Origin of the sequence: Granulicatella sp. HMSC30F09, from assembly GCF_001806915.1 — a bacterium.
Classification (GTDB): Bacteria; Bacillota; Bacilli; order Lactobacillales; family Aerococcaceae; genus Granulicatella; species Granulicatella adiacens.
In genome coordinates, this window is the sequence record NZ_KV786410.1 from 67,103 (window position 1) to 80,922 (window position 13,820).

At 38.1% G+C, this 13,820-nt stretch carries 16 protein-coding genes; 8 read left to right on the forward strand and 8 right to left on the reverse strand.

Features of this window, described 5'->3' with window-relative positions; translation table 11 throughout:
• Positions 1-179 precede the first annotated feature (179 nt).
• The 3 genes from yidA (at position 180) to purR (ending at position 2,805) form a co-directional block, all read left to right on the forward strand.
• Entirely contained in the window at positions 180-1,001 is an 822-nt protein-coding gene (gene yidA, locus HMPREF3103_RS01280) for a sugar-phosphatase (protein ID WP_070436944.1), read from the forward strand.
• 2 nt (positions 1,002-1,003) lie between these two features.
• Positions 1,004-1,348 carry an ASCH domain-containing protein gene (locus HMPREF3103_RS01285; protein WP_070436945.1) on the forward strand — a complete coding sequence of 115 codons (345 nt, stop codon included), beginning with the start codon at positions 1,004-1,006 and terminating at the stop codon, positions 1,346-1,348.
• 629 nt (positions 1,349-1,977) lie between these two features.
• Positions 1,978-2,805 carry a pur operon repressor gene (purR, locus tag HMPREF3103_RS01290; protein ID WP_039849302.1) on the forward strand — a complete coding sequence of 276 codons (828 nt, stop codon included), beginning with the start codon at positions 1,978-1,980 and terminating at the stop codon, positions 2,803-2,805.
• A gap of 81 nt (positions 2,806-2,886) precedes the next feature.
• Here purR and HMPREF3103_RS01295 read toward each other — a convergent pair whose 3' ends face one another.
• From HMPREF3103_RS01295 to HMPREF3103_RS01315, 5 genes are all read right to left on the reverse strand, one after another.
• Positions 2,887-3,825 carry an AEC family transporter gene (locus HMPREF3103_RS01295; RefSeq protein ID WP_083278689.1) on the reverse strand — a complete coding sequence of 313 codons (939 nt, stop codon included), beginning with the start codon at positions 3,823-3,825 and terminating at the stop codon, positions 2,887-2,889.
• Positions 3,826-3,853: 28 nt separating this feature from the next.
• Complete coding sequence (locus HMPREF3103_RS01300; protein WP_070436947.1) at positions 3,854-4,444, reverse strand: TetR/AcrR family transcriptional regulator; 591 nt, start codon at positions 4,442-4,444, stop codon at positions 3,854-3,856.
• Positions 4,426-5,142, reverse strand: coding sequence for an MBL fold metallo-hydrolase (locus tag HMPREF3103_RS01305; RefSeq protein WP_070436948.1), 717 nt, complete (start codon positions 5,140-5,142; stop codon positions 4,426-4,428). Before HMPREF3103_RS01305 ends, HMPREF3103_RS01300 begins: the two co-directional genes overlap by 19 nt.
• Positions 5,143-5,253: 111 nt before the next feature.
• On the reverse strand, positions 5,254-6,063 hold the full coding sequence (locus HMPREF3103_RS01310; protein WP_070436949.1) for a metal ABC transporter permease: 810 nt from the start codon (positions 6,061-6,063) through the stop codon (positions 5,254-5,256).
• Positions 6,012-6,716, reverse strand: coding sequence for a metal ABC transporter ATP-binding protein (locus tag HMPREF3103_RS01315; protein WP_039849304.1), 705 nt, complete (start codon positions 6,714-6,716; stop codon positions 6,012-6,014). The genes HMPREF3103_RS01310 and HMPREF3103_RS01315 overlap by 52 nt, the downstream gene beginning before the upstream one ends.
• Before the next feature lie 162 nt (positions 6,717-6,878).
• On the opposite strand from HMPREF3103_RS01315, the gene HMPREF3103_RS01320 reads away from it, so the two are divergent.
• The 3 genes from HMPREF3103_RS01320 to HMPREF3103_RS01330 all read left to right on the forward strand — a co-directional run bounded on the left by HMPREF3103_RS01320 (position 6,879) and on the right by HMPREF3103_RS01330 (position 8,579).
• Entirely contained in the window at positions 6,879-7,235 is a 357-nt protein-coding gene (locus HMPREF3103_RS01320; protein WP_070436950.1) for a DUF1304 domain-containing protein, read from the forward strand.
• A gap of 118 nt (positions 7,236-7,353) precedes the next feature.
• The gene (locus tag HMPREF3103_RS01325; RefSeq protein WP_070436951.1) at positions 7,354-8,373 is read left to right on the forward strand and encodes an SPFH domain-containing protein; all 1,020 of its coding nucleotides are present in this window, start codon (positions 7,354-7,356) and stop codon (positions 8,371-8,373) included.
• A gap of 2 nt (positions 8,374-8,375) precedes the next feature.
• Positions 8,376-8,579: a type II toxin-antitoxin system antitoxin gene (locus HMPREF3103_RS01330; RefSeq protein WP_005608052.1), complete on the forward strand. Its 204-nt coding sequence runs from the start codon at positions 8,376-8,378 to the stop codon at positions 8,577-8,579.
• 290 nt (positions 8,580-8,869) lie between these two features.
• On the opposite strand, the gene HMPREF3103_RS01335 is transcribed toward HMPREF3103_RS01330, so the two are convergent.
• From HMPREF3103_RS01335 to HMPREF3103_RS01345, 3 genes are read right to left on the reverse strand one after another with little or no spacing between them, the layout of a single operon-like run.
• Entirely contained in the window at positions 8,870-9,994 is a 1,125-nt protein-coding gene (locus tag HMPREF3103_RS01335; RefSeq protein WP_005608054.1) for a PIN/TRAM domain-containing protein, read from the reverse strand.
• A gap of 15 nt (positions 9,995-10,009) precedes the next feature.
• Complete coding sequence (radA, locus tag HMPREF3103_RS01340) at positions 10,010-11,395, reverse strand: DNA repair protein RadA (protein WP_070436952.1); 1,386 nt, start codon at positions 11,393-11,395, stop codon at positions 10,010-10,012.
• 12 nt (positions 11,396-11,407) lie between these two features.
• The gene (locus HMPREF3103_RS01345) at positions 11,408-11,971 is read right to left on the reverse strand and encodes a dCTP deaminase/dUTPase family protein (RefSeq protein ID WP_070436953.1); all 564 of its coding nucleotides are present in this window, start codon (positions 11,969-11,971) and stop codon (positions 11,408-11,410) included.
• Between the two features lie 251 nt (positions 11,972-12,222).
• On the opposite strand from HMPREF3103_RS01345, the gene HMPREF3103_RS01350 reads away from it, so the two are divergent.
• Positions 12,223-13,326 (forward strand): ABC transporter ATP-binding protein, encoded by a 1,104-nt coding sequence (locus HMPREF3103_RS01350; RefSeq protein ID WP_049554782.1) that lies wholly within the window; start codon positions 12,223-12,225, stop codon positions 13,324-13,326.
• Positions 13,327-13,404: 78 nt separating this feature from the next.
• Positions 13,405-13,806, forward strand: a complete 402-nt coding sequence (locus HMPREF3103_RS09590; protein ID WP_246826939.1) for a hypothetical protein — start codon at positions 13,405-13,407, stop codon at positions 13,804-13,806.
• Positions 13,807-13,820: the final 14 nt, after the last annotated feature.

A 13,820-nucleotide genomic window follows, 5' to 3' on the forward strand; every position in this document is an offset into this window, starting at 1 on the left:
CACAATATACCTTATAAGGTATATTGTGTTTTCCATATTTTACGGAGTACTCCGAAAGATTTCCGTAATGGAATGATGTAAAAGCATTGTATTTTTGCTCAGATTCTTATTTTAAAGACGTCCAATTATCCAGCTCAAAACCTTACTTAACGCTATTTAACAATTTTCAAGGAGGCATTATGGCTATCAAATTAATCGCCATCGATATCGACGGCACACTGCTCAATTCAAAACGCGAAATCACACCTCGAGTAAAGGCTGCTTTAAACGCCGCGAGCGCACAAGGAGTCTATGTGGTTCTTTGTACAGGACGACCATATCCTGGTGTAAAAGGTCTTCTTCAAGAACTAGACCTCGTCAACGACCACGATTACGTTGTGACTTACAACGGAACACTTGTACAACAAACAGGTTCGAAAAAAGCACTCGTTCGCTTCTCAATGACACATGACGACTTAAAACGCGTGAACGAGTACGCTACAAAATACAATGTGCACTACCACGCTATTGACGAAGAAGCGATTTACGTTCCAACGGAAACAGTTGGCAAATACTCTGTCCATGAGAGCGAACTAGTCGGCATGCCAATCGTGCACCAATTATACAAGGACATTCCAACCGATAAAGAATTCGTTAAAATCATGTTCGTGGATGAGCCTGAAGTTTTAGAAGAATTAATTCCAAATCTTTCTAACGACTTCAAGAGTAGCTACAACATTTTCCGTAGTGCCAGCTTTTACCTCGAAGTCATTCATCCTGAAGCCAGCAAAGGAAAAGCCGTGCATCATCTAGCCGATAAACTTGGCCTTACACCCGATGAAGTGATGTGTCTTGGCGACCACGAGAACGATCGTGATATGATTGAATACGCGGGTCTTGGCGCTGCGATGGGAAATGCGATTGATTCGATTAAAGAGATTGCAAACTTCGTGACAACCACTAATGACGAAGATGGCGTTGCTGTTGCCGTTGAAAAATTCGTACTAAACAAGGAGAACTAGTCATGCTGCATGAGATGACCCTTTTCCCAAGACCGTATGCTTCGATTGTCTCCGGTCAAAAAACGATTGAGCTTCGTCTGTACGATGAGAAGCGCCAATCGATTCAAATTGGTGATCAGATTCGATTTACCAATACCGAAGATGCTTCGCAAACGACACTGTGCGAAGTGGTTCAGTTGCATGTTTTTAAAAACTTCACAGAACTGTATGAAAACCTCCCGCTTCTACAATGTGGGTATACTCCAGAAGACGTGGACAATGCACATCCCGACAACATGTTGACTTACTATTCAAAAGAAAAACAAGCACAATACGGTGTTGTCGGCATCGAACTCAAACGCATTTAAACTATAGAGAATGGTTGGATAAAAACTTTCTTTTGTTTTGAAGTTTTAATGAACACTCGAAGTGGTTATGAAATAGGCTGAACCATATGGATGCTTTACTAAGATTGAGATTACTGAGAATCCACGGATTCTATAATAGCAGTAACGTGAATTCGCATTAAAAAAAGGGAGAAAGACAGAAATGCCATAGATACAAATGTATCTATGGTATTTCGTTTTCTTTCCCCTACAAAGTTGAATAGGAATGAGATAGCTGTTTACAGCGAAACTCATTCCATTCAACCACTGTGCTAAGGGGCGTAGGATTTTTAATCCTTACGCCCCATTTTTTGTTTTAAAGGTGAGAGACCCTAGGCTCGAACCGGTGCAACGTTACAGCTATTATGAACATATCCGTGAGGATTCGAAGGAATCGATTTCCCTTTGAGAAACTTTTTATAACTTTGTTCAGCCCTATTTTTATAACACTTCTCACGCTGAAAAGATATTCTTTATAAAAATAGAACGTTCGTTTTATAAAGAGGTGTTTTTTGTGCTTTTTCCCGAATGATACGGTTTTTCGAAATTGTAATTTTCGTTATTTTATGTATAATATAGAAGTAGTTCATTCAAAGAGGGAGGACGATACAATGAAATTGAAAAGAAGTGAACGTCTTATTGATATGACACAACGTCTATTAGATAATCCACATACGTTAATTTCATTAACTACATTTACAACTTTGTACCAGTCCGCAAAATCTTCTATTAGTGAAGATATTGCTATCATTAAGAAGACTTTTGAAAAACAAGGTGTTGGGATTATTCGTACAGTCCCTGGTGCTGCTGGCGGAGTGATTTTTGTACCAAAAATCAAACGTGAACAAGCATTGGCTGCTGCGGAGAAATTAAAAGAACAAATGAACGATGCAAGTCGCTTATTGCCAGGGGGATATATTTATCTTTCTGATTTACTTGCAAAACCAAATGTATTACATGATTTAGGAAAAATGATTGCATCTGCTTACGAAGATAAGAAGATTGATGCCGTTATGACCGTTGCAACAAAGGGTGTTCCTATTGCACAAACGGTAGCGAATTATTTAAACGTTCCTTTCGTCATTGTTCGTCGTGATTCAAAAATTACAGAAGGTTCTACTGTAAGTATTAACTACGTTTCCGGTTCTTCTTCTCGTGTTGAGAAAATGGAATTATCTAAACGTACACTTCCTAGTGGATCTAATGTATTAATCGTTGACGATTTCTTAAAAGCTGGTGGTACGATTAACGGAATGCGTAGCTTAATTCAAGAGTTCGATTCAACCACTGCAGGAGCGGTTGTGTTCTGTGAATCTGGAGTGTCTAATCACAATGTGTCTGATTATTCTTCTATCATTAAAATTACAGAAATTGATACCGAATCTCAAAAGATCAAAGCTGTTTTAGGTAACTTCTTTGATAAGCATGAATTTTTATAAGATAAAATGAAATAAAGCGAAGAGCCAAATTGGTTCTTCGCTTTTTTGTGTACTCTGCAATTACCATATATGGTAATTGCGTTAAATTAGAAATAAGAATAACGACCACAATGGCAATGCTGCTAAGTAAGCAATGGTGGTCATCGTCACCACATTCGTCGCAAAATCGACATCTCCTTTAGCTTCTGCCGCTAAAATTGGCATAATCACGAGCGTTGGAATAGTCGACTGAATAATAAAGGTTTCTTTTAATAAGGGATTATCCGCTCCTCCAACAAGTAACACCAATACCATTATGATTGGAAAAATAACAAAGCGCCCTGCTAGCGCAAGTACGGTATCGCGGTCGATGCGCAATGTTCCAAGACCACTTTGCTGAAGGTTGATCCCGATATACATAAGGGACAATGGCGTTACTAAACTTCCTACTATACTAATGGAATTTTGTGCAAATGATGGAATTGGAATTCCAAACGCCACAACTCCTAATGCCACCAAGAACGCAATAAGCGGGGGCGAACAGAGGCTCTTCCACTCGATTCCTTTATTTTTAGTTCCATCAGGACGGTCAATTGCTACGACATAAGTTCCCACAGTAAAAATCGACAATGTATTAATGACGTAGTAAACCAAAAAGTACGGCATCGCTTCTTCTCCAAAAAGAGAAAGATTGAGCGGCAGCCCCATAAAAACTGTGTTCGCATTCACGAATGTATTGAGCATCACTCCGCGTCTTCCAACTGGAACTTTGAACAAAACAACAGTGCCCCATGCCACGATGTATCCTAGAATCACCGTAATCAACGGATAAAGGCTTGCTCCAAAGAAGCTCACGAGTTGTTCTTTTGTAATAAATTTTAATACTGAAACAAAGATGGACGCTGGCAAAGCAATTTTCAAAATCAAATCCGCAATGCTCTTACTGAATCCTTTCTGAAACCATCCCTTGGCCTGCAAGAGATAGCCGAGCGTGATGACTGCTAGTATTGTCACTAGACTCGATAACGCCTGTATAATCACATGCTTATCCTCCAAAAATAGTTATATTTTACAAATTCTTCCGATTCAATAATGTAAAGGTTAAGTAATCTGTAACAATTGTCTGTAATCTATCGTTATATCCACAATTCCCAGAAGCGTAGTTAATCACCATTCCTTGTAAAAACAAATAGGTTCCGCGGACGATATTGAATAATTTCTCTTCACTGATTGACATAGGTAAGACTGCTTGAATTAAAGATTTTAGTATGTTGAAACTCTTCATTCTTAATTGATTAATTGGTTTTGTGAATTCGGGTAAGTCAACTTCCTCCCCTTCAACTATGAATAAAAGCTGATTAAAGCTCGCATATTGGAATCCAAACCGAATAAAATGATGGCAAACTCCTAATAATCTATCTTCTACACTCTCATTCGATTGATAGATTTCTAATGTCGTTTGATACAGATTTTCTAAAGGTGCACTAGCAACTTCAAACAAAATTTCATCCTTATTTTTAAAATAAAGATAAATGGTTGTATGAGAGCATCCTGCACGTTTGGCAATTTCTCGAATCCCAACCTCCTGAAAAGATTTTTCTGCAAAAAGACTACTTGCAGCTTCTAAGATTCTATCCCTTGTTAACTGTTCCGAAACCATTCACTTTTCTCCATTTCTTGCAATGCATTCTTCACTTCTCCTCCATGAGCAACAGAAAGTATAGATTGGCGATATTCTTTCAATACTGAATGAGCTGTTTCTAAAGCTTTCGGCATATCTGCTGTATATTCTTTCATTGGTGCGGTTAACACTCCAGCTCTGTTCGTCGTCAGAAGATCTCCTCCAATTAATAGATTATCCTCTGCATGATAATAACAGGTATGTCCTGGCGAGTGCCCTGGTGAATAAATTGCTTTGAGTCCGGCTTGTTCTAACAACTCATTTGATTCGGGAGTTCCTAGTTCAATGAAATCCTGCTTTTTAAAAGTGATAGGCTCTAGCTTTTCTCGACCAGGATATGGTTTTTCTCCTAAAACAAAAGGAATTTCTCTGTTGTCGATAACAATAGGAAGATTTGGTAATAGTTTTTTTAATCTTGGAATTCCTCCAATATGGTCAGAATGTCCATGCGTTAAAAATACTCCAGAAACTCTTTCCTTATCATAAAAATTACGAACAACATACTCTGCCATTCGTGGTAATAATTTAGCTAAACCACTATCAATTAAGAAGTATTGGTTATTCTTTTCAACACTCCAAATACTAACAATGAATATCCCAATATCAAACTCGAATTTTTCAATATGTGGACTAATTCTCTTTCTCTTTGAAATTAAACGATATATCAATTGATTCATTTCAACACCTCAACTGTTAATACTAACCACTGGTTACTTCGTAATATAAACCCTTTTTTCATTCAAGTCAAGAAATAAAAAAAGCCTACCAAATGATGGTAAGCTTTATTATTATGCTTTTTTACGAAAGGCACTCAGGATAAATGAGATGAATAAAATGACAAGGAACACACATGTAATCGCCGCTCCTGGGGGTGCTTCGTAAATATAGGATGCTGAAAGACCTGCAAAAAATCCAATCAGACTAATGATAATCCCGCCGATAATCACTCCATTAAACTTACTGCTCACACGAAGCGCAATCGAAGCTGGCAATACGATAACGGCTGATACTAGAAGAGATCCTGCGATTGGCATCATCACTGCAATCACAACTCCTGTGATAATTGTAAAGAGATTTGTCATCAATCGAACGGGCAGTCCCGCTGTCATCGCTGTGTCTTCATCAAACGATAGAACATAGAGTGGTTTACGGAAAATCGCATATAAACCAACTACAACTACGGCTAGTAAAATCATAATCCACATTTGTTCATTTGTAATTGTCACAATCGAACCAAATAAAAATTGATCCACACTCATCGTTGAACGACCTTTTTGTAAGTTCATTAAAATAAGAGCAATTGCCATTCCACCAGACATCAAAATCGCAACGGTGATTTCGGAATATCCTCTAAAATACTTTCCAATGGCCTCAATAAAAATGGCTGCAATAATAACTACAATTAGAGTTGTGAACGTTGGATTCATTCCTAGAAGAAACCCTAGTGCAACTCCGACTAAAGAAACGTGCGATAAAGTATCCGCCATGAGCGACTGCCTTCTAAGAATTAAGAACAATCCAAGAATCGGCGTGATAAACGCCATCGCTATTCCTGAGATGAATGCTCTTTGCATGAAACCATAGAAAAACATCTCCATGGAGAATCCTCCTTTCGTTGCAGATGGATATGTTTATCCACGTATTGTTCAAGCGCTTCTTCCTCGTGAGTCACCATCAAAATGGCTTTCCCATGATGAGCGCATGCATGATGTAATAGATGATAAAATCGTTCTCTAGAAGCTTTGTCCATACCCGCAGTTGGCTCATCTAAAACGAATAAATCTGGGTCTGTTGCAAAAATTCGCGCTAAACAAATGCGTTGTTTTTGTCCCCCCGATAAATCTCCGATACGCTTATGACGCTCATCCCACATCCCAACGGATTTGAGAGAACGCTCGATATGTTCGTGATCTTCTGCTGTTAATTTTTTAAACCAGCGACCTTGTTGGTATCGCCCTGAAGCAACTAGTTCATAAACATTCGAAGGGAAACCTACATTAAAAGAAGAAATCTGTTGCGGAGCATACCCAATCGATAACTTCTCGCCATTACTATTTTTCTTAGCAATCACTGCTTTCCCTGTCTTAGGTGTTAAAAGTCCCAAAATATTTTTAACGAGTGTTGACTTTGCCGCCCCATTTTCCCCAGTCAAAATCACAAACTGACCCGGCTCCACTGTAAAGCTAATATCTTCAAGTACTGTCTCTTGTTCATATGAGAAAGAAAGATGTTCTACTGAAATATAACTCATGACTTTCTCCTTTCTAAATCGTAGTGATTCTTTTTTATACAAAGGATAGGATAGCATATTGAGTGCACTCCGTCAATGTTTCGCTCTTCCTAGGCTTATCATTCGCTTCTGTCAAAAAAACGGGTTATACTCTAGTCTGCTTAATAAAAAGGAGGCAGACATATGTCTATTATGATTACTATTTTAACGGCTCTCGTGGCACTCGAATTCGTGTATATTTTCTACTTGGAAACACTCCAAACGACTTCAGAAGCTACAAGCCGCGTCTTCAATATGAGTGTTGAAACATTGAAAAATGCTAATATTACGACGCTCTTTAAAAATCAAGGTGTCTATAACTTAATGATTGCCGTAGGATTAGTCTTTGGATTAATCGTTGGTTCTAAAGAATTAGTTGGATTTTTACTCTTCAATATCATTGTCGTAGCAGTATACGGCGGTCTTACAAGCCAAATGAGCATCATCTGGAAACAAGGCGGACTAGCAATTATAACGTTCCTCTTACTACTTATTTTATAGTTAAAATTCCATCTCTAAGAATTATTGGGAAAATTTACCAATAGTTCTTTTTTTATATTGCTTTTTAGATTTCGTAGTGATATCATTTAGATATCAAATAGACAAAGGAGTCTTTTTTATGAACGAAAAAATTTTAAAAACAAAGTCTAACGGTTTTGCCGCATTATTTTTCATTGTTCTAATGATAATTGTTGCGATTGCAAGCTTTATTTCTTCCATCGCCTTTTTGAAGAATGAAGCATTATCTGTCGTGGGTGTTCTTCTAAGTATCTTTTTATTTATTGGATCGGTCATTTCATTTGGTGGTCTGAAAGTTGTGAAACCTCAAGAGGCCATTGTTTTGACTCTTTTTGGGGATTACACAGGAACGATTAAAGAGCCTGGATTCTATTTTGTAAATCCTTTTAGCGTGGCAGTGAATCCTGCTTCTAAAACGAAACTGGGACAAAGCGGCGATGTCGATCGTCAAAATACACCAATCGCGGTTGGTAACTCAGGAATTGAAGCCAACTTAGATGCCTTTAAAAAACATATTTCCTTAAAAATCATGACCTTAAATAATTCTCGTCAAAAAATTAATGATTGCTTAGGAAATCCTGTAGAAATCGGAATTGCCGTAACTTGGAAAGTGGTTGATACAGCTAAAGCGGTCTTCAATGTAGATAACTATAAAGAATACTTATCGCTTCAATGTGACAGCGCCCTTCGTAATATCGTACGCATCTATCCATATGATGTCGCTCCAAATGTCGACACTACAGGTGATGGGATTGCCGACGAAGGTAGCTTACGTGGTTCTAGTGAAGTCGTTGCAAAACGTATTCGTGATGAAATTCAAGCACGTGTAGAAAATGCAGGACTTGAAATTATCGAAGCCCGTATTACTTATCTAGCATATGCTCCAGAAATTGCTGCTGTAATGCTTCAACGTCAACAAGCTTCAGCAATTATTGATGCTAGAAAGATGATTGTAGATGGTGCCGTTGGAATGGTTGAAATGGCGCTAGAACGCTTAAGTGAAGGAGAACTCGTAGAACTTGATGAAGAACGTAAAGCTGCGATGGTTTCTAACTTACTAGTTGTTCTTTGCGGAAATCATGATGCTCAACCAATCGTTAACACAGGAAGCCTATACTAACGATGGCTGACTTAAAGAAAAAACAAATTCCATTACGACTGTCTTCTAAATTATATGCTGCTATCGCATCATGGGCAGAAGATGATTTTAGATCAGTCAATGGACAAATCGAATATTTATTAACGGAATGTGTGAAACAAAGGAAGAAAGACGGCAAATACGTCTCTGAAACCATTGATGAACCATTCGAAATTGATATTGAATAGGAAAAAGGATGGACGAAATTCGTCCATCCTCTTTTTCTATTTATTCAAATTGTCAGCAGATTGTTTATTGCTCCAACCAAAAAAAATTAAGCTCTATGATTACGGAGAATCATGCGGATTTTATAATAACAGTAACGTGGTTCGCAAAAAATACGAATTAAAGGGAGTTCGGAATTTATTCCGTACTCCCTTTTTGAGCTTTTTAGGCGAGAGACACTAGGCTCGAGCCGGTGCAACGTTACCGTTATTATAAATAAATCCGCAAGGATTTGAAGTAATCATTTTGCACTTTATTGTTTAATTTTCTTTTGGCTATGCAGCGGTTTGGCGAAAATCATACGACCTGCTGCAGTTTGAAGCGCGCTCGTTACGACCACTTCAATCTCTTCGTTCATATAATATTGACCGTCTTCCACAACAATCATCGTTCCATCATCCAAGTACGCGACCCCTTGTTGACGCTCCGTTCCTTGTTTCACAACGGTAGTCTTCAACGTTTCACCCGGAATCACAACTGGTTTAATGGCTTGGGCTAAAGCATTGATATTAAATACCGGAACATTTTGGAACTCACTTACTTTGTTCAAGTTGAAATCATTGGTGATAATAATTCCATCAATGGATTTGGCCAATCGAATTAATTTACGATCGACTTCATTGATATCATCATAATCCCCTTCGTAAATTTCCACTTGAATATGCTCTTCTTTTTGAAGGGCGTTTAAAATATCTAATCCGCGGCGGCCTCTTACACGTTTTAAGCTATCTGCACTATCCGCAATGTATTGAAGCTCGTTTAAAACAAATACTGGAATCACCAGCACCCCTTCGATAAAGCCTGTTTTAGCAATATCGTAAATACGACCATCAATAATGACACTCGTATCGAGCAGTTTATATTTTCTAAAATTATCTCCTGCTTTACGCTCTAACACTGGAGAATCTTCTGTTTTTTTCTTATTGACTGTGAAGACTCTTAAAATATCCTCACGACGAGTGGTTCCTACGTAAAATCCAAGATAACCAAAGATAATGCTAAGCGCAATCGGCAGCGCTTGAGTAATTGCAGGAATTTGCAAATTAGTAAACGGAAGGCCAACTAGCCAAGCCACTAATAGTCCAATCAGCGCTCCTATCATCCCGAAGAGTAAATAACTTACTGATAGTTGACTCACAATTTTTTCAAGTCTACGAATTCCCGCTAAAATTGGATCAGCAACGAAAAATGAAATACAGAATAAAATAATTGCACCTAATAAAATATTCGTTACTTGAGATGTTAGCCATTCATTTGAAATATTGAACGTTTGCCATAGACTTGGAAAGTACGTCGCTCCTAAAGATCCTCCGAGCAATACGAAAATGAATTGTAATAATTTTCTTCCGTATGCTCGAAATTTTTTGGGTTGTTCCATCCAATCCTCTCCTTTCTATTTTTCATGATTGAAGGCTTTATAAATAGCCTCTTTGACAGAAGATACACCGACAACTTCGATATTTTCAGGAATTTTCCATCCATCTAAGTTGTTTTTTGGAATGAAGACACGCTTGAATCCGAGTTTTTCTGCTTCACGGACACGGTCATAGACACGGTTTACTTTTCGAATTTCACCTGTCAAGCCAATTTCGCCGATAAAGCAATCCCCCATCTGCGTTTCTTTTTCCTTATAGCTTGAAACGATACTCATCGCAATCGCTAAATCGACTGCAGGTTCGTTGAGTTTCAAACCACCAGTTGATTTAAAGTAAGCATCTTGGTTTTGCAATAGAAGACCTGCACGTTTCTCAAGTACCGCCATCAAGAGCGCAACACGATTATAGTCTAGACCACTTGTCGTACGGCGTGCATTTCCAAAGGCTGTTGGGGACAATAGACATTGCACCTCGGTTAAAATTGGTCGTGTCCCTTCAAGAGACACGACAATTGCGGAACCAGTTGCGCCAGCCAAACGTTCTTCTAAAAAGACTTCCGAAGGATTGGTTACTTCATTCAGCCCTTCTTGATGCATTTCGAAGACCCCAATCTCGTTCGTTGACCCAAAACGGTTTTTCACAGAGCGAAGCACTCGGAAACTATGATGCTTATCCCCTTCAAAATAAAGAACGGTGTCCACCATATGTTCCAACATACGAGGACCTGCCAACGCTCCCTCTTTTGTCACGTGACCCACAATAAAGATGGCGATCTGATTGAGTTTCGCAAGTCGCATGAGTGTTGCCGTTGCCTCACGAACATGAGACACGCTTCCGGCTACCCCGTTTGCCTGTGGATGTGTCATCGTTTGAATCGAATCGATAATGACATAGTCCGGCTTCAACGCTTCTACTTGCGCAACGATATCTTCTAAGTTTGTCTCCGCATAAATATAAAATCCGTCTGCTTGCATCCCAAGACGCTCTGCACGCATTTTAATTTGAGACGCACTTTCCTCTCCGGATACATAGAGAACGGTCCCTTGTGTTTGTTGTAATTCACTAGAAACTTGTAATAATAAAGTCGATTTTCCAATCCCAGGGTCCCCACCGATTAATACTAAGGAGCCTGGCACCACGCCACCACCAAGCACACGGTCGAGTTCGCTAATGGATGTTTTTACACGGTTGACGCGTTCATAAGAAACCTGGTCCAGTCGCATCGGTTTTGTTTTATGGGCTTCTTCTGACTGTTGGACTAAAGAAGGTCGTTTCGTGTTACTCGTCGTTTCCTTAAACTCTTCCATTGTGGACCAATTTCCACAGTTTGGACATTTTCCTAAATATTTTGGTGAATTATATCCACATTCTCTACATACAAAACTTGTGGCTGTTTTTGCCATATTGGCTCCTTTCTAACGAACGCCAGAAGAACCAAAACCGCCTGTACGTTCATTCATATCATTTTCTTCGTCCGTATCTGCTTTTAAGAATGGTAAGAAAATACCTTGGCCAATACGGTCGCCTTTTTTAATTTCTTTATCGAATAATCCAAAGTTGATTAATTGGAAGTAAATATGTCCTTCGTTATCTGGATTATTATAATAGTCGCTATCAACAACTCCAATTCCGTTTGGTAATACTAAAAAGTGTTTAAGTGGATTACTTGAACGGTTCGCAAGTTGTAAATATTCATCTTCTTGCATATAAGATTTAATTCCTGTTGGAACAAGAATCGGTTTTAATACTTTTTGTTCTTTTTGTAATTCTGCCTCAACCGTTTCTTTATCGGTTGTATAAATCCATTGTTTTAATTGAGTAGCAGCAAATTTAAAGATCATTTTCCAAATACTTGGTAACACAATATCTTCTGCCGCTTCAAAATCATAACCTGCCGAATGTTTTGTAGAACGTTTAGGAACATGAATTCCTTTCCCTTCATAAGCAGATATAACTTCAAATCCACGTTTTCTTTCCATTTCATCACCTTTTCATTTAAAGTTTCTACCTCTTATCATAACAAAGTTTTGGAAAGCTTGCACTCGTGTTCACTCTTTTTTTGAAAATCCTTACATTCTTTATCTTAAGATACGGTAAAAAGAATCCTTCATACACCATTTTTCGGCAATATGCACAAAATTTAGGATACTTTTTGTGCAATGTACCCTATCACTTTTCTACTAAAAATCGTAAACTAATAGTGTTAAAACAATGACAGGGGGAAATCCTAATGGTAGAAATGCAATTAAACCATATTCACAAAAAATATGACAACGCGGAAAACTATTCCGTAACAGACTTTAACTTACACATCAAAGATCGCGAATTCATCGTATTCGTAGGACCTTCTGGATGCGGTAAATCAACTACACTTCGTATGATTGCTGGTCTAGAAGATATTTCTGAAGGGGAATTAAAAATCGGCGACGTTGTGATGAACGACGTAGCTCCAAAAGATCGTGATATCGCGATGGTATTCCAAAACTATGCCCTATATCCTCACATGAGCGTATATGATAACATGGCATTCGGTTTGAAATTACGTAAATACGACAAAGCTGAAATTGACAAACGTGTTAAAAATGCTGCTGAAATCTTAGGTTTAGCACAATACTTAGAACGTAAACCAGCTGCTTTATCTGGTGGTCAACGTCAACGTGTGGCTTTAGGACGTGCGATCGTTCGTGATGCGAAAGTATTCTTAATGGACGAACCTCTTTCTAACTTAGATGCTAAATTACGTGTTGCGATGCGTGCTGAAATTGCAAAATTACACCGTCGTTTAGAAACAACAACTATTTACGTAACACACGACCAAACAGAAGCGATGACAATGGCGGACCGTATCGTTATCATGAAAGACGGTTTCGTACAACAAATCGGTACTCCACAAGAAGTGTACAACACACCTAACAATGTATTCGTAGCTGGATTCATCGGATCACCAGCAATGAACTTCTTCACTGTCACATTAAAAGACGGCGTGATTACGAACGGTAAAGGTTTATCATTACAATTACCAGAAGCGAAGAAAAAACTTCTTGAAGAAAAAGGCTATGAAGGAAAAGAACTTATCTTCGGTATTCGTCCAGAAGATATCAAAGGTTCTCAAATCGCTATCGATACTTACCCATCTTCTTCAGTAAAAGCTGAAGTTGTAGTATCAGAATTACTTGGTGCAGAAACAATGCTTTATACTCGTGTTGATGATACTGAATTCGTATCTAAAGTGGATGCACGTGACTTCCACAGCCCAGGCGAAACAGTTGAATTAGCATTCGACTTAAACAAATCTCACTTCTTCGACAAAGAAACAGAACAAGTGATTCGCTAAGAGTCGTTACTTAACAATATTTGCCGGAACGAAATTTCGTTCCGGTTTTTTATTATAAAATTGGGGAAGGTGTTTAGTATGGGGTTTTTAGATATTTTTAGAATATCAGAGATAAAAAAAGAAAATGAAGAACTTAATGGGAAAGTTCAAAATATGGAGAAAATACTCGAAGAAACGAAGTCACTAACAATTGCAGAAATTAATGACTATATCGCTAAAAAAGAGAAAGAAAAAAAGGAAATTAACGTAGAAGTCATTAAATATAAATCTCAATTAGATGGGGTTATTCGAGAAATCAGTAATAAACGTAAAGAATTAGTTGACGTCGAAGATGAGATTGAACTTCAACAGTTTGCACTGTATAAACCAAAATATGATTTTGCTACATCTCTACAATACAAAGATGAATTAGATAAAATTCGTCAGCAACAAAAAAATATGATAAAAAACAAATCCGCTGTAAAATATTCTGATTTATGACGTGTTGATGGAAG